Here is a 16,049-nt window from a genome sequence, read left to right on the forward strand (position 1 = left end):
GTCTAATATTTTTCATTATAACAGATAACGCCAGAAATCCAAAAGCACAAATTCTGGCAACTTTAATACATCCGTCCTTTTTCTGGTTCTTGTCAAGAAAAATAAAAAAACTGTTCTACCCTTTCTGAATAAGGAATAGAACAGTTCGACCTGATGACTTCAAGCGATCATAGCGTTTTCTTACGCCCGCCTTGTTTATAGATGCGCCAGACGGTTAAGAATAACGCTGTGATGCAAAGAAGGAACGCACCAAAGAAGGTGATTTTCATGCCATAGGCAAAAATATCTGCCCGACCTGCGATATAGGTCGTCACATGCTTTCCATACGCTTGACTCATTGCTGCATAGAGAATCGTCGTTGCTAAGGATATCCCTAACACCATGCCCAAATTGCGGGCAAAGGAATTTAGACTACCTGCCACCCCAAGATTTTCTTTGGTGACACTGCTCATTACCATCGTATTGTTTGGGGATTGGAACAACGAATTGCCAAGTCCCATGATGGCAGTGGCAACTATATAATACCAAATCGGCGTATCCTGATTCATAAACATATACATCAGCTGAGTGATGGACAGCAACGCTAAGCCAGCTAAGACCAAAATCTCCGGTCCTACACGGTCCGTCAAATACCCGCTAAGTGGTGAACCAATGACCATCATCAAAGGAAAGACCATCATCAGCATTCCTGCCACGCTCGGCGTTAAGCCTCGGGCACTTTGCAAATAAAAGGGAATCACGACATTGACAAAAAAGTTTGCAGAAAAGATCAGCAACGCCGTGATCAGGCTCATGGTGAAAATTTTATTACGAAAGATCCCAAAGGTAATCAGCGGTTTGCTCACACGCGCTTCTACTCGCAAAAAGACGATGAATGCCACTAAAGCGATCCCACCCAACAGCAGCGGCAGCCACGTTAGAAAGCCACGCTCTTGTCCAAGAAAAATGCCGCCGAAGAAGCTGATAATTGCAATTGAAAACAGCACAAACCCGGTTTTATCGATGGAATCATGACTCATGGTAATATCTTTTGGTAACACCTTTTCTCCAGCAATCATCGTCAGAATACCGACAGGAACATTGATCCAAAAAATAAACGGCCAAGAAAAATGCGCCAAAATCACTCCGCCTAATCCAGGACCGGCGATGGAGCCTAACGAAACAAAGGCACCAATCATCCCTAAGGCGCGTCCTCGTTCACTCATAGGAAAAACTTCAGTAATGATTCCGGTATTCGTCGCCATCGTCATGCTAGCACCGATCGCTTGCACCACTCGGGCAAATAAAAGAAATGCTAAGGAGTGATTAAACCCGCATAACAGCGAACCGATAATAAAAATTAGCATTCCCAAGCGGAAAACTTTGATTTTGCCCCAACTGTCCCCTACCTTACCGAATAATAAAAGGCAGGCACAAACGATCATCAAGTAAACGGACACGACCCATTCCGCTTGATTCATAGGTACACCCATATCTGCCGAGATCGTCGGCAATGCGATATTTACGATACTCCCATCCAGTGTTGACATAAAGGTAAACATCGAAACAGCAATGAGAATCCACCACTTTCTCTGTTGTACTACGGGGTTTTCTTGATAACTATTCACAAATCGACCATCCTCTCTTTGCTTATTTTGTTCCTCTAGTCTTAGGGGGACAACTTTGTATTATTGATCGAAATCCATTCGCCGTCAATCCTTATCTGCCCATTCACGATCAAAATAAGGGGCATTTATTGAAAAAACGTCGCCTGTTTCTTGCACAAAAAAAGACAAAAGCTTCGGTGAAAAGAAATCGGCCGTCAAACGGCTATTCTTTCACCTGCTTTTGTCAGTAGGTCAAAACGAATTATTTACGGTTGCGATTTCTTTGGCTTGATTCCATGATGACCGGCAAGATGACTGGACGGCGTTTGGTTTGTTCAAACAAGAAACGACTCAAACGATCACGGATATCTTGTTTCAATTTGCTCCATTCAAACTCTTCATCATGAAGGTGTTTTTCTACGATTTCTTCCACGATCTCGCCACTTTCACGAATCAGGTCACGGCTGGCTTTCACGTAGACAAACCCGCGAGAAGTGATTTGAGGCGCAGAAATAATTTTCTTTTCACGACGATTGATCGTCACTACCGCAACGAAGATTCCGTCTTCAGATAAGACTTTGCGGTCTCGCAGGACGATATTCCCAATATCACCGACACCGATCCCATCGATCATGACGTTTTCAGCTGGGACCGCACCTGCGGCGATCATTTCGCCTTTTTTGTATTCTAAAACATCCCCGCGTGCAGTAATGAAGATATTTTTCATCGGAATCCCGACTTCTTGCGCCAAGTCCACATGGGCGGCTAATTGGCGGTACTCGCCTTGAATAGGGATAAAGTACTTCGGTTTCATCATATTCAACATCAGCTGCAGATCATTCGGGTTGGCATGACCAGAAACACGGAAATTATCCGAGATCTGTTTCACGGTACCGCCAGCGCGATAGATGATATCTTCCGTTTTCGCAACCACCGTTTCCATTGCCGTTGTCGGCGTCGTTGTGATGTAAACAAGATCTCCTTCTTTGATGCGCAGCGTCCGGTGAGAGCCGTTGGCCATTTTTTGCAACGCTTTGATTGGTTCCCCCATACGACCTGTTTCTAAAATCAACAACTGTTCGTCTGAGTATTTTTTCATTTCTTTTTGGGTGATCAGCAAGTCTTCGGCAGGTAATTTTAATTTCCCTAACTTCATGGCCGTTTTGATGATCCGACCAAAATCTTGACCAGTCAAAACGACTTTGCGGTCAGAACGAAACGCCGCATCTAATACTTGTTGCACCCGTTGCAAATTGCTAGCAACGCTAGCGACGATGATCCGACCTTCCCAGTAACGGATATTGTCATAAACTTCATCTTGGATCGTCAATTCAGAAGCAATCGGCGTTGGATTTTCGGCATTTGAGGACGTACTTAGCAATGCTAAGACTCCTTCTTTTCCAATTTCCGCTAAGCGGCCAAAATCAGTTTGATACATAGGGATCGCTGTTTGGTCAAACTTGAAATCTCCTGTATAAACGATATTGCCAGCTTCTGTTTTTACGCTGATTCCAACAGAATCAGGGATAGAGTGGGTCGTACGGAAAAAGCTGATGGTCGCATGGCCAAAGTCGATCTCCGAATGTTCATCGATCACATGAAAATCTTTGAAGCGCTTGGTAGCTTCATTTTTATTCACGGTCAATTTTGCTAGTTCGATCGTTAACTCGGTCCCAAAGACCGGTACTTGGATATTCTCCAAGAAATAAGGCAATGCACCAATCGCATCTGCATGCCCGTGGGTCAAGAAGACACCCGCCACACGGTCGGCATTTTCTTCTAAATATGTGAAGTCTGGAATCACTGTATCGATCCCTAATAATTCATTTTCTGGATAACGGACACCGCAATCCAGCACAAATATATCCTCGCCAACTTCAGCAATGTACATGTTCTTTCCGTTTTCGCGTACACCGCCAAGAGGAATGATTTTTATCGTTTCCACTTTTATTCACCTCTTAATTTTTTTCTACTGTATTATTTCCCAAGCATAAGCCGTCCCTATTATTATACAACAAAAAAAAGAAAAGCGTGGCATTCACCACACTTTTCTGAAAAACTTATGGTTTACACATGAACTAATCCTTGCTGATGCAGGCTTTCAGCGATTTGAACAGAGTTCCATGCCGCACCTTTCAGCAAATTATCAGAAACGACCCATAAATGCAAGCCGTTTTCGACATCCAAATCTTTGCGAATCCGACCAACAAAGGTTTCCGTTTTGTCCACACTGGTCAAAGCTTGCGGGTACACTTGTTGACTCGGATCATCTTGCAAGACAGCTCCTGGGGATTCGCTGATCCACTGCCTAACTTCCTCAACACTGGCATGGTCTTTGGTCTCGATATAAATCGACTCCGAATGACCGCTAAACACAGGGATTCTCACACACGTAGCTGCTACTTTAATCTGCGCATCTTCCATGATCTTCTTCGTTTCATTGATCATTTTCCACTCTTCGTAAGTATAGTCGTCTTCAGCAAAGACATCGATTTGTGGCAAGGCGTTAAACGCGATTGGGTAGTGCTTTTTATCGCTGCCTGCTGGTAAAATCTCAGGATTTAGTTCATCAGCGGCTTTGCCGGCTAATAGTTCTTGAGATTCACGAGTCAATTCAGCCAAGGCTTGTGCGCCAGCACCTGAAACTGCTTGATACGTTGAAACCAAGACCCTCGATAAACCGACTTTTTGACGAATCGGTTCTAATGCCACCATCATTTGAATCGTTGAACAATTCGGATTGGCAATGATTCCTTTATGTTGCGCTAATGCATGAGGATTCACCTCAGGAACGACTAGAGGAACATTCGGATCCATCCGAAAATGACTGGTATTGTCGATTACGACTGCACCGTGTTTGACTGCTTCTGGAGCAAATTGTTTTGAAATGCCACCACCGGCACTGAACAATGCAATATCGACTCCCGCAAAGGAATCTGCGGTCAGCTCTTGAATAACGAGTGGTTCATTTTTGAACACAAGGGTCTTCCCAGCAGAACGTTTGGATGCCAACAACGTTATTTTTTTGATCGGTAACGTGGTCTTCTCCAACATCTCAATCATTTTTGTTCCTACTGCGCCGGTAGCTCCGACAACTGCTATGTGATACCCTGTACTCATCAAATCACTCCTCGAATAAAAATACATTTTTACTAGTTTATCATATCTTGTAAAAAAGAAAAGGCCTTTCGTGGAAAGAAGCGCAAAAAGAAGGCAGAACTATCTAAATTTTCAATCGTTTTCCCCGTTTCAGGAAAAAACTACCTATATTTAAGGGTTATCATTTGTCACATTTAGGTGTTATAGGATATAATACCGACAGAAGGAATTTTGGGGAAGATTCTTTCCAACGTGCATGGGGAAATTAAAAATACCCAAAACATTGAATGAGGCAAGAATTGCATATGCAATTCTTGCCTCATTTTTATGCTTCATTCGATTCTTCGTTATTTACTTTCACGATAGCAAAGCCTTTGTTATCGATGATCATCGTCTCATCTTCCAGTTGGACAAACTGTTCCATCAAAATTGAATCAGGACGAGAGAGTGTAAGTTGGTCCTCGCCAGTGTTGAAAATACCGATGATCCGCTGTGCCCCCAACTCTCGTTCGAAAATGATCAGGCCATCTTCTTCCGAAACCCAGTTCCAACTCAAGGAACCTTCAGATAAGACTTTTTGGTTGTCTTTGCGTAGTTTGATCAATGACTGGGTGAAATGCAGCAAATCACGATCTTGCTTTTCCTCATCCCAAATCATACATTTACGACAATCCGGATCCATATCACCGGTCAAACCAATCTCATCGCCGTAATACAGGCAAGGAACGCCTTGTTGCAGATACGTAAAGGCCATCACTTGGCGCATCAAGTCTTTGTCTCCCCGAGCCAAAGTTAACAAACGCGGGGTATCATGAGAATCCAAAATATTGAACTGCACTTGGTTGGTTTGCTCCCGATACAACATCAGCTGGTTATTTAATTCCGAGACCATTTTCGTCATGGAGATCTCGTCTTTGACAAAATATTCAATAATTGCATCTGTAAAGGCGTAGTTCATCACTGCATGAAACTCGTCGCCTTGTAACCAGCGTTGAGAAGAATGCCAAATTTCCCCAAGGATATAAAAATCATCTTTGGCCTCATCACACACTTGGCGGAATTTTTTCCAGAAGAAGTGACTAACTTCATTAGCCACGTCCAAGCGCCAAGCATCGATATCAAATTCTTCGATCCAATAACGAGCGATCTTCAACAAATAATCTTGCACATCGGGATTTTCCGTATTGAGTTTCGGCATATGCGGCGTAAAGGCAAAAACATCATAGGTGATGTCATAAGCATCTTCAAAGTTTTCCCCTTCTTTGTAGTTGACAGGAAACTCATTGATGTGGAACCAATCAGCAAACGGCGAATCTTTGCCGTTTTTGATGACATCTAGCCATTGATGCGAAGTATCCCCCATATGGTTGAAAACAGCATCCAGCATAACTTTGATGCCGCGTTTGTGGCATTCCTCCACTAATCGTTTAAAGGTATCGTTATCACCAAAAGCAGGATCGATGGCCAAATAATCGATGGTATCATACTTGTGATTCGAATATGCCTCAAAAATCGGACAGAAATAGATCCCATTGATTCCTAGATCGACAAGGTAATCCAAATGATCGATGACTCCTTGTAGATCCCCACCGAAAAAGTCTTGGCGATCGGGATTTTTTGAGCTCCATGGCAACACACCTTCAGGATCATTTGATGGGTCCCCATTTGCAAAGCGCTCAGGGAAAATTTGATACCAAACCGTTTCTTTCGCCCATTCGGGAATTTTGAAACGATCGGCTTCTTGGAAGTAAGGCATCCGAAAATAATTGTTGTTCATTTCTAAATATTGCTGTTCAAAGGGGTAGACCCCGTGATCCCCATAGAAGACATGCAACCCATCGTAACTTTCGATGGAAAAGCCGTAAGACAAACGGCGGAATTCTGCTCCGACCGATACTTGCCAATAATCATGCAAGTCCGTGGAAAGAATTTTTTGCATTTCAATTCTTTGTTGGTACCAAGCTTCTTTATACAGTGTGTAAGGATCACCGCAAAGCAGCTGGACATGGCGGACGTCTTGACGGGCGGTACGCAAACGGATATGCATTTTATCCTTCTCGTACAAATACGCAAATTCACTTTCGGGACGATGATAGATGGCAGTAGTATTCATAGCAGACTCCTTTGACTTGTTTGATACACCCATTGTCGCACAAATCAGAAGTCAAAACAAGAGAAAAACGCAATCGGTTGCTTTATCTAAAAAATCGATAATATAAGTCAATATGAAATTAATTCAGTGATTGAAAAGCAAACGATTGCTTCACCCTTTTTTAATCAAACGGTGTCTTCTTCTCACATTGATTGCCAGTCCGTAAAATGTCATATTTACGCAAGATCCCCACTGCCTCCGTCAACGACTGACTCAACTGCTGGATATCTTCCACAGCCATTTGAGCGGTTTTGGCATTCAAGCGGTCTTCCACTTGTTTTTTCTTTTGGACAAACAACTGCTTCCCAGCTTCTTCCAAATAAACATTGACGTTGCGACGATTGACGCCGTTGGTTTTGCGTACCACAAAGCCAGCCTTTTCCAACCCCGAGATCGAACGACTGATTTGGACTTTTGATGTACCGATTTGCTGGGCTAACTCGGACATCGTAATTCCTTCATTACTAGAGATCACCACGAGTTCCAAGATTTCCATTTTGGTCAATTTTAAATCTTCCAGACCGATTTCTTCAAACAATATGTTTCCCATCAGCGAAAAGATCTCCGCAAACACCGCCATATTGAATGTTCCTAACGCTTTTTCCATACTCTCCCTCTTTTCTGTCTTTAGTTTAGTATAAATTATTTGTTTAAACAATGATAATCGTTGATTTTTGTTAACCATTATGATAGCGTGGTTACATAATGAAAATAATCGTGAAAACGGCAAGAAAAGAGTGACCCCATGTTAGAATTAAAAGATATCAAGAAGTATTATACAGTTGGCGCCAGTACTACGAAAGCCCTCGACGGCGTCACCGTCGCCTTTCGTAAACAAGAGTTTGTTGCCATTTTAGGGCCAAGCGGCTCTGGGAAAACAACCATGTTGAACGTGATCGGCGGCTTAGATAATTACGACTCTGGTGATATGATCATCAATGGCAAATCAACCAAGTCCTTTAAAGACCGCGACTGGGATGCCTATCGGAACAATTCGATCGGCTTTGTCTTCCAAAGCTACAATTTGATCAGTCATTTAGGCATCATCGACAACGTTGAGCTTGGAATGACCTTGAGCGGTGTGTCAAAAGAAGAAAAACGCGCCAAAGCAACCGATGCTTTGACGCGTGTGGGCTTAGCTGAGCATATGCACAAAAAACCAAATCAGCTTTCTGGTGGTCAAATGCAGCGGGTAGCGATCGCTCGTGCCTTAGCAAATGATCCTGATATCCTCCTTTGTGATGAACCTACAGGTGCCTTAGATTCAGAGACAAGTGTCCAAATCATGGAACTGATCCAAGAACTATCAAAAGAAAAATTGGTCATCATGGTTACTCATAATCCTGAATTGGCCCACAAATACGCTGGACGGATCATTGAATTCAAAGACGGACGAATCATTAAAGATTCGAACCCCCATGTCGAAGGCCAAAAGAAAGACCAATTCGAATTAAAGCACACAAAAATGAGTTTTATGACGGCCTTACGTTTGTCGTTTAACAATATCCGAACCAAAAAAGGGCGCACCTTCTTGACAGCCTTTGCTTCTAGTATCGGAATCATCGGAATCGCCATTGTTTTGTCACTATCAACGGGATTCCAAAAACAAATCGACAATACCCAGTCAGAAACATTAGCTCGTTTTCCGATCACGATCTCACAAGTGGCCACTGAACAAGATCCATCAGCGATGGGTACGCGGGATAAATCTGAAGATTTCCCTTCAGATAAAGAGGTCACTGCCAAATTAAGTGATACGGATCGTGCAACCCATATCAACAAAATCGATCAAGAGTTTCTCGATTACATCAACGACATTGATCCTGAGTTAAGTAACAATATCGGCTACACTCGTTCAACTTCATTGAATCTTTTCCGCAAGATCGATGACAATGTGGAACAAGTCAGCTTCTCCAACGCGTCGCCTGACAATGAACAGACCAATGCCATGATGTCTGCCATGAGTGCCTCAACCGGTATTGGGGTTTCGACTTTCCCTGAGCAGTTATCAGAGGATAACGGCAATTTCTTGAAAGACAACTATGACCTTTTAGAAGGCAGCTACCCAAGTGCCAGCACAGATGTCGTTTTGATCGTCGATGAAAACAACGTAACGAATGTCAATGCATTGATCAATCTCGGTTTTGATATTGAAGATGGTGACACGGTTTCCTTCGACGATATCGTGGGAACAAAAATCACATTGGCGTCTAATGATGCCTTTTACACCGAATTGCCGACTGGAAACTTCATTCCAAACCAAGATTTAAATGAAGTTTTCGATAACAGCAACAACAAAGAATTAACGATCAGCGGAATCTTACGTATCAAGCAAAACTCTACGATGAACTTGCTTTCAACCGGCATTGCCTACAGTGATGCCCTCGCGCAAGAAGTGATCAAAGAAAACCAAGACTCAGCGATCGTCCAAGCACAAAAAGATAGCGACACCAACGTGATGACGAATGAACCCGTTGACGAAAGTGCCAAAGATTCATTGATCGCTTATCTCGGCGGCAGTGATTTACCAAACAGCATTATGATCTATCCAAATGATTTCAGTGCCAAAGAAAAAATCCTTGATTACTTGGATGACTTCAACAAAGGCAAAGACAAAGAAGACCAAATCGTTTATTCCGATTTAGCCGGTACGATGACTCAATTGACTGGTGGCTTGATGGATGCCATCACCTATGTCTTGATCGCTTTTGCAGGAATCTCCTTGGTAACCAGCATGATCATGATCGGTATCATCACTTATACCTCTGTACTAGAACGCACGAAAGAAATTGGGGTCTTAAAAGCATTAGGTGCTCGTAAAAAAGACATCACCCGCGTCTTCGATGCCGAAACCTGTATTTTAGGGATCGCTTCAGGGGCTTTAGGTGTCCTAATTGCTTGGTTAGCTACATTCCCGATCAACGCGATCTTATATAGTATGACTGATCTCGAAAATGTTGCTCAATTAAATCCGGTCCACGGCCTGATCTTGATTGCTGTCAGCACCGTCCTAACCATGATCGGCGGTCACATTCCAGCTCGAATGGCAGCGAAAAAAGATGCAGCGATCGCTTTACGCGCCGACTAATTTTATAAGAAAACCTAACAGGCAGCAGCCATCCCCTTGGCTGCTGTTTTTTTGTCCTTCCTTCTGACTTCCAAAAGGTTTCTCTTGAAAAATCCATAAATGAGGAATACAATAGATTTGTTTTTAGGTATACCTAAAAAGATAGGGTGTGAAACGATGAATGAAGAAAAAAAATTGATCCAAGCGGCCAACGGTCCTAGCTTGGAAGAAATAAATAATACAGTTGCCATTCCAAAAAACGGCAGCTTTTGGCGCAATCTCTTAGCGTTTTCTGGTCCTGGGGCATTGGTAGCCGTGGGCTATATGGACCCAGGAAACTGGATCACCTCGATCGGTGGCGGTGCTGAATATGGCTATCTCTTACTTTCTGTGATCTTGATTTCCAGTTTGATCGCTATGCTGCTGCAATACATGGCAGCCAAGCTAGGGATCGTGACCCAGATGGACCTTGCGCAAGCAACTCGTAAACACACCAGCAAAGGCTTAGGCTTTGTTTTGTGGATCGTCACCGAATTGGCTATCATGGCAACGGATATCGCGGAAGTGATCGGAGGAGCGATCGCTCTCAATCTACTATTCGGCTTACCTTTATTAGTTGGGGTCATCTTAACGATTTTCGATGTACTGCTTCTGCTCTTTTTAATGAAATTGGGTTTCCGAAAAATCGAAGCGATCGTCATGACACTGATTTTGGTCATTATGCTGGTCTTTTGTTACGAAGTCATTATTGCTCAACCAAATTTGCCTGCTGTCTTGCAAGGCTTTGTTCCCCAAAAGCAAGTCTTGAACCATGGACAGCTGACAATGGCGTTGGGGATCGTTGGTGCGACTGTGATGCCGCATAATCTCTATCTGCATTCTTCGATCTCCCAATCACGAAAAATCGATCGCAGCGATACCCAAGAAGTGGCAACGGCCGTGCGGTTCGCTACTTGGGATTCCAATATCCAATTATCCGCTGCCTTTTTGGTCAATTGCCTGCTTTTGATCTTAGGAAGCGCCTTGTTCTTTGGTCATAGCGAAGAAGTCGGCACCTTCTCCGCGCTGTTCGATGCTTTGCAAGATTCCTCCATTGCTGGTGCTGTCGCCAGTCCAGTCTTGAGCGTTCTGTTTGCCGTGGCGCTCTTGGCATCTGGTCAAAATTCAACGATCACTGGGACACTGACGGGGCAAGTCGTGATGGAAGGATTTATCCATATGAAGATCCCTACTTGGGCGCGACGTCTGATCACCCGTGGCTTATCGGTGATCCCCGTCTTGCTTTGTACGATTTACTTTGGCGGCAACGAACAAGCCTTGGACGATCTGCTGATTTATTCGCAAGTCTTTTTAAGCCTCGCCTTACCCGTTTCGATGATTCCGTTGGTTCTTTTTACCAGCTCAAAAAAAATCATGGGGGAACGCTTCAAGAATCCGCTATGGGTCTCTACCTTAGGCTGGATCTGTGCCATTGCACTGACGGTCTTGAATGTCCGCTTGATCATCGAAACACTCGGCAACTTCTAATATCGAAAAAAGCTTACGAGCTAGCCTCGTAAGCTTTTTTTGGTTAATTCGTTTCTAAATCATGTAAAAACAGACCGCTCAACAGTTTTGGTTCAAACCAAGTTGATTTTGGCGGCATAATTTCTCCCGAATCGGCGACTGCCAAAAGATCGGCCATTTGCGTTGGATACATGGAAAAGGCCAATGTCCATTCTCCGCTATCTACCAAACGTTCCAATTCTTCTGGACCACGAATTCCGCCGACAAAATCAATGCGTTTGTCTGTCCGCACATCTTGGATCGCGAAAATATCAGCCAGCACGTATTGTTGTAAAAGCGACACATCGAGCTGTCCTACCGCATCTTGCGGCACAGCTTCCGGTTTGATGGTCAACTCCCACCACGCATGGTTTAGGTACAGATGAATCGAACCACGTTGCGCTGGTTTCTTCCTTGTAGTTTCTCGAATCGTAAAATGTTGGGCTGCCTGCTCAAAAAAGGTTTCTGGCACTGGTACCCGCAAAACCCGATTGTATTCCCAAATCGCTAATTCATTTTCTGGGAATAAGATTGCTAAAAAGCGGTCGCTTTCTTGGCTGCTTTGGCCATCGGCTCGCTTTTGCAAGCCAACTTTAACTGCTGACTCTGTACGGTGATGTCCATCCGCAATATAGAGGGCATCTACAGCCTGAAACTGCTGGGCAAAAGAGGCGACTAGCGCTGGATCATCGATCAGCCAAACACGATGCTGCACCTCATGATAGCTGACAAAATCATAGATCGGCGCATGCTCTGCTTGCCACGCATCGATTGCTTCTTTGACTGCTGCTGGTTGGCGATAGCTCAAGAAAATCGGACTTGTATTGGCATCACATGCCAGAATATGATTGATCCGATCGATTTCTTTTTCTGGTCGGGTAAACTCGTGTTTCTTGATTTTCCCAGCGACATAATCATCGATCGAGGTACAGGCGACAAGCCCAGTTTGACTTCTGCCAGCCATCGTCAATTCATACAAATAATATGCGGGCGCCGTTTCTTGGATCAACCAGTCTGCTTCTTGAAAAGATGCAAGATTTTCTGCCGCTTTTTGATACACCTGTGGATCATAAGGATCGATTCCTGGCAAGTCGATCTCCGAACGGTCGATGTGGAAATAGCTGTAAGGATTGCCTTGCGCAAACGCTGCGGCTTCTTGTGAATTGACCACGTCATAAGGCAGCTCGGCCACTTGTTCTGCCAATGAGGCTTCTGGACGAATGGCTTTAAACGGAAATACTTGAACCATTAATACCCAACCTCCTGATTCTTGATGACCCGTACACGAACGATATTTTCGTTCTCCCGCAGTTTATCGGCTAATTGATTCAATAAGGCTTCATCTTCAGAAGCGACATCGGCTAGGGTGTAAGCAAAGTCTTCCCGTCCACGATTCAGCATATTGTCGATATTGATCCCAGATTCCGCAATGATCGACGAAATCTGACCTAACATATTCGGTACATTGCGATTGATGATCGTCAGACGATAAGGCGAATGAAAAGCCATCTCAACGGTTGGAAAATTCACCGAGCGCTTGATGGTCCCGAATTCCAAGAATTTTTTCAATGTTCGGGCTGCCATCTTGGCACAGTTGACTTCAGCTTCTTCTGTTGATGCACCTAAATGCGGCAAGACGAGTACTTTTTCATTGTGCAGCAATTGTTCATCTGCAAAATCAGTCGTATAGCCCGCTAAACGGTCGGCTTTTAATGCACGTAAAACGGCATCTGTATCGACGATTTCTTTACGGGAAAAGTTGAATAGCTTCGTTGTTGGTTTCATTTTCGCGAGTTCGGCTTCCCCGACGAGATGATGGGTATTTTCCATTAGCGGCACATGAACCGTAATAAAATCACAGGTTGAAAAGACTTCCGCAATATCATTGGCACGCTTGACCCGACGAGAGATCGTCCAAGCAGTATCCACTGACACGTAAGGATCATAACCGACTACTTCCATCCCTAGACGATAAGCATCGTTGGCGACCATCGCTCCAATAGAACCAAGGCCGATGATTCCTAACTTTTTGCCTTCTAACTCTGTTCCAGCAAATTGACTTTTTTGCGCTTCTGCTTGTTCTTCCACATTATCACCACTCAAGGTTTGGACCCATTGGGCACCTCGTAAAATCGGGCGGACACTTAAGAGCAGACTAGCAATCACTAATTCTTTGACCGCATTGGCATTGGCACCGGGTGTATTAAAGACGACGATCCCTTTTTCAGTACATGCTTTGACGGGAATGTTGTTGGTCCCAGCCCCTGCACGAGCAATACCTAAGACACTTTCAGGAAAAGCGTAATCGTGCAATTTCTGGCTGCGCAGCAAAATCCCTTGCGGTTGGTCGCTCTCGTTGATGGCATACTTTTCTTTTTCTAAACGCTGTAATCCTTCTGGTGCGATCGCATTGAATGTTTTGATTTGGAACATTTATTTGACCTCCGCTTCAAATGATTTCATAAAGTCGACTAACGCTTGAACGCCAGCTAATGGAAAGGCATTGTACAAGCTTGCTCGCATTCCTCCAACGGAACGATGCCCTTTCAAGTTCTCAAAACCAGCTTTGACAGCTTCTTCATTGAAGCGCTGATCTAATGCTTTATCCCCTGTTACAAAAGGAATATTCGTTAGTGAACGGCTATCAACAGCCACAGGACTACTGTAAAGAGCAGAGGCTTCGATCGTTTCGTATAAAAGCGCCGCTTTTTGGCGGTCTTGTTCTAAAATTGCAGGAATGCCGCCTAATTCTTCCAACCATTCAAACACCAATTTAGCAATATAGATAGCATACGTTGGTGGTGTATTGTACAATGAGTCATTTTTAGCCTGTAGACGATAATCCAGCATTGGAGCGAAAACAGCATCATCATTGAGTAAATCTTCTCGGATGATCACTACCGTCAACCCTGCAGGACCAATATTCTTTTGGGCCCCAGCATAAATCACACCGAAGTCTTCTACGCGATAGTCATTGGCTAAAATATTTGAGGACATGTCTGCTACGATCGGCACATTGCCAGCCTGCGGAATCGTTTGAAAGGCCGTCCCTTCAATGGTATTGTTCGTGGTGATATGCAAATAAGCCGCTTCTTGATCGATCGCATCTTCTGAAATTTCTGGAATATAAGTAAAGTTTTGATCCTCACTAGAGGCAATGACTTCCACCGTCACGTTTCCAAGCGCTTTTGCTGCTTCAATAGCTTTCTTCGACCAAGAACCGGTATTTACGTATAAGGCTTTTTTGTTTTGTGCAAGATTCAAAGGGATCATACTGAATTGGAGACTCGCGCCGCCTTGTAAAAACAGTACCTGATAGTTTTCAGGAATTCCCATTAATTTTCGTAAAAGTGCTTCTGCATCTTTAATGATTGCTTCAAACAAGGAGGACCGATGACTCAGCTCCATAACGGACATCCCACTTCCGCGGTAATTCAAAAGTTCGGATTGTGCTTTCTCCAATACGGGACGGGGCAATACGGCAGGACCAGCTGAAAAGTTATAAACTGTCATACAAAAAATCTCTCCTTTATGTTAGATGTGAAAATCATTATAACAGATAGCCGAAAATGAAAAAAGCCTTAAAAGAGAAAATAATTTTGAATTTTCAGAAAAGACTACCAATTTCTTAACGTTCGTCATTTCGGCATTTTTTCAAATAGCCAGCGAGAAATTTCATTGTAAACGATCTCGCGGTTGCGCTCATTCAAAATCTCATGACGGCCATGTTCGAGCAAATACATCGTCACGTCAGCATTTTGCTTCAGTTGCTGAGCCAATTGGCGGACGCTTTTGCCATAGTGCCCAACAGGATCGTCTCCACCTGAAATCAGCAGCAGCGGCAATTCTGAATCAATCTTGCGCAGTTGATCCGGATCACTGGCAGCTTGTGTCAATGTAAAGAGATCCTTGTAAGCTGCTAAAGAAAAATGAAATTGGGTGTAAGGGTCCTTCAAATAGCGATCCACTTGCTGCGGATCACTGGTCAACCAATCTTTGGCGGTCCGATTGGGACGAAAACGCCGGTTGTGCTGGCCAAAAACTAGCTGTTCCATTACGTGATAAGGCCATTGCTGAGCGGCAAACGGCCGCAACAAGTTCGTAACGAGTTTACCTCCTTGCATCAGCACGGCTTTTTCCATCGTGGTGCCCATGATGATCGCTCCTGTCAATGGATGTGGCTGACTAAACAAATAATTCCGCAAAACCAGCGACCCCATACTGTGCCCTAAGATAAAATATGGTCGGTCTGGGTAGCAAGCAGCTGCGTACTTATGGACCACTCCCACATCTGCCACTAAATAGTTGGCGCCCTCTTTTTCACCAAAATGCCCATAGGCCTGTGTTTCTTTCACGGATTGCCCATGCCCTAAGTGATCATGACCGACCACCGCATAGCCTTGCACAGTCAAACATTCCGCAAACTCGTGGTAACGTTCAATGTGTTCGATCATTCCGTGAACGATTTGCACGACTGCTTTCGGCTGTTCTTCTGGCAGCCACGTTTTGACAAAAAGCTGATCCTTCCCATTTGATGAAGTCAGCTTTTCTTGATTCATCCTCATAGTTCGCACCTCTTTTGCTTTTTCTTTTCCTTTCG

The 16,049-nt window shown here is 44.0% G+C and carries 11 protein-coding genes; 2 read left to right on the top strand and 9 right to left on the bottom strand.

Features of this window, described 5'->3' with window-relative positions; genetic code table 11:
* Positions 1-167: 167 nt before the first annotated feature.
* The 5 genes from A5877_RS06065 to A5877_RS06085 all read right to left on the bottom strand — a co-directional run bounded on the left by A5877_RS06065 (position 168) and on the right by A5877_RS06085 (position 7,444).
* On the bottom strand, positions 168-1,607 hold the full coding sequence (locus tag A5877_RS06065) for an MFS transporter (protein WP_016612801.1): 1,440 nt from the start codon (positions 1,605-1,607) through the stop codon (positions 168-170).
* Between the two features lie 241 nt (positions 1,608-1,848).
* Complete coding sequence (locus tag A5877_RS06070; protein ID WP_005228243.1) at positions 1,849-3,531, bottom strand: ribonuclease J; 1,683 nt, start codon at positions 3,529-3,531, stop codon at positions 1,849-1,851.
* A gap of 122 nt (positions 3,532-3,653) precedes the next feature.
* On the bottom strand, positions 3,654-4,706 hold the full coding sequence (locus tag A5877_RS06075) for an aspartate-semialdehyde dehydrogenase (RefSeq protein WP_016612859.1): 1,053 nt from the start codon (positions 4,704-4,706) through the stop codon (positions 3,654-3,656).
* A 304-nt stretch (positions 4,707-5,010) separates the two neighbouring features.
* Positions 5,011-6,798, bottom strand: coding sequence for a glycoside hydrolase family 13 protein (locus tag A5877_RS06080; RefSeq protein WP_008380392.1), 1,788 nt, complete (start codon positions 6,796-6,798; stop codon positions 5,011-5,013).
* A gap of 160 nt (positions 6,799-6,958) precedes the next feature.
* Positions 6,959-7,444, bottom strand: a complete 486-nt coding sequence (locus A5877_RS06085) for a MarR family winged helix-turn-helix transcriptional regulator (RefSeq protein ID WP_008380390.1) — start codon at positions 7,442-7,444, stop codon at positions 6,959-6,961.
* 138 nt (positions 7,445-7,582) lie between these two features.
* On the opposite strand from A5877_RS06085, the gene A5877_RS06090 reads away from it, so the two are divergent.
* Both A5877_RS06090 and A5877_RS06095 read left to right on the top strand, forming a co-directional pair.
* Positions 7,583-9,925: an ABC transporter ATP-binding protein/permease gene (locus A5877_RS06090; RefSeq protein ID WP_008380388.1), complete on the top strand. Its 2,343-nt coding sequence runs from the start codon at positions 7,583-7,585 to the stop codon at positions 9,923-9,925.
* A gap of 156 nt (positions 9,926-10,081) precedes the next feature.
* On the top strand, positions 10,082-11,431 hold the full coding sequence (locus A5877_RS06095; RefSeq protein ID WP_086316564.1) for an Nramp family divalent metal transporter: 1,350 nt from the start codon (positions 10,082-10,084) through the stop codon (positions 11,429-11,431).
* Between the two features lie 43 nt (positions 11,432-11,474).
* On the opposite strand, the gene A5877_RS06100 is transcribed toward A5877_RS06095, so the two are convergent.
* From A5877_RS06100 to A5877_RS06115, 4 genes are all read right to left on the bottom strand, one after another.
* Complete coding sequence (locus tag A5877_RS06100) at positions 11,475-12,698, bottom strand: DUF1015 domain-containing protein (RefSeq protein WP_086316565.1); 1,224 nt, start codon at positions 12,696-12,698, stop codon at positions 11,475-11,477.
* Positions 12,698-13,882 (bottom strand): phosphoglycerate dehydrogenase, encoded by a 1,185-nt coding sequence (locus A5877_RS06105; RefSeq protein WP_016609459.1) that lies wholly within the window; start codon positions 13,880-13,882, stop codon positions 12,698-12,700. The genes A5877_RS06100 and A5877_RS06105 overlap by 1 nt, the downstream gene beginning before the upstream one ends.
* Positions 13,883-14,962, bottom strand: coding sequence for a 3-phosphoserine/phosphohydroxythreonine transaminase (serC, locus tag A5877_RS06110; protein ID WP_005233933.1), 1,080 nt, complete (start codon positions 14,960-14,962; stop codon positions 13,883-13,885).
* 125 nt (positions 14,963-15,087) lie between these two features.
* A complete protein-coding gene (locus A5877_RS06115; protein WP_061053280.1) occupies positions 15,088-16,014 on the bottom strand; it encodes an alpha/beta fold hydrolase in 927 nt (308 codons plus the stop codon).
* Between the last annotated feature and the right edge of the window lie 35 nt (positions 16,015-16,049).

The sequence above is a fragment of the Enterococcus sp. 3C7_DIV0644 genome, from assembly GCF_002141235.1.
Taxonomy (GTDB): domain Bacteria; phylum Bacillota; class Bacilli; order Lactobacillales; family Enterococcaceae; genus Enterococcus_D; species Enterococcus_D entomosocium.

Bases quoted from the DNA above. Each gene is read 5' to 3' on its own strand.
- A5877_RS06075 (WP_016612859.1), bottom strand. From the start codon at position 4,706: ATGAGTACAGGGTATCACATAGCAGTTGTCGGAGCTACCGGCGCAGTA.
- A5877_RS06080 (WP_008380392.1), bottom strand. From the start codon at position 6,798: ATGAATACTACTGCCATCTATCATCGTCCCGAAAGTGAATTTGCGTAT.
- A5877_RS06085 (WP_008380390.1), bottom strand. From the start codon at position 7,444: ATGGAAAAAGCGTTAGGAACATTCAATATGGCGGTGTTTGCGGAGATC.
- A5877_RS06090 (WP_008380388.1), top strand. From the start codon at position 7,583: ATGTTAGAATTAAAAGATATCAAGAAGTATTATACAGTTGGCGCCAGT.
- A5877_RS06095 (WP_086316564.1), top strand. From the start codon at position 10,082: ATGAATGAAGAAAAAAAATTGATCCAAGCGGCCAACGGTCCTAGCTTG.
- A5877_RS06100 (WP_086316565.1), bottom strand. From the start codon at position 12,698: ATGGTTCAAGTATTTCCGTTTAAAGCCATTCGTCCAGAAGCCTCATTG.
- A5877_RS06105 (WP_016609459.1), bottom strand. From the start codon at position 13,882: ATGTTCCAAATCAAAACATTCAATGCGATCGCACCAGAAGGATTACAG.
- serC (WP_005233933.1), bottom strand. From the start codon at position 14,962: ATGACAGTTTATAACTTTTCAGCTGGTCCTGCCGTATTGCCCCGTCCC.
- A5877_RS06115 (WP_061053280.1), bottom strand. From the start codon at position 16,014: ATGAGGATGAATCAAGAAAAGCTGACTTCATCAAATGGGAAGGATCAG.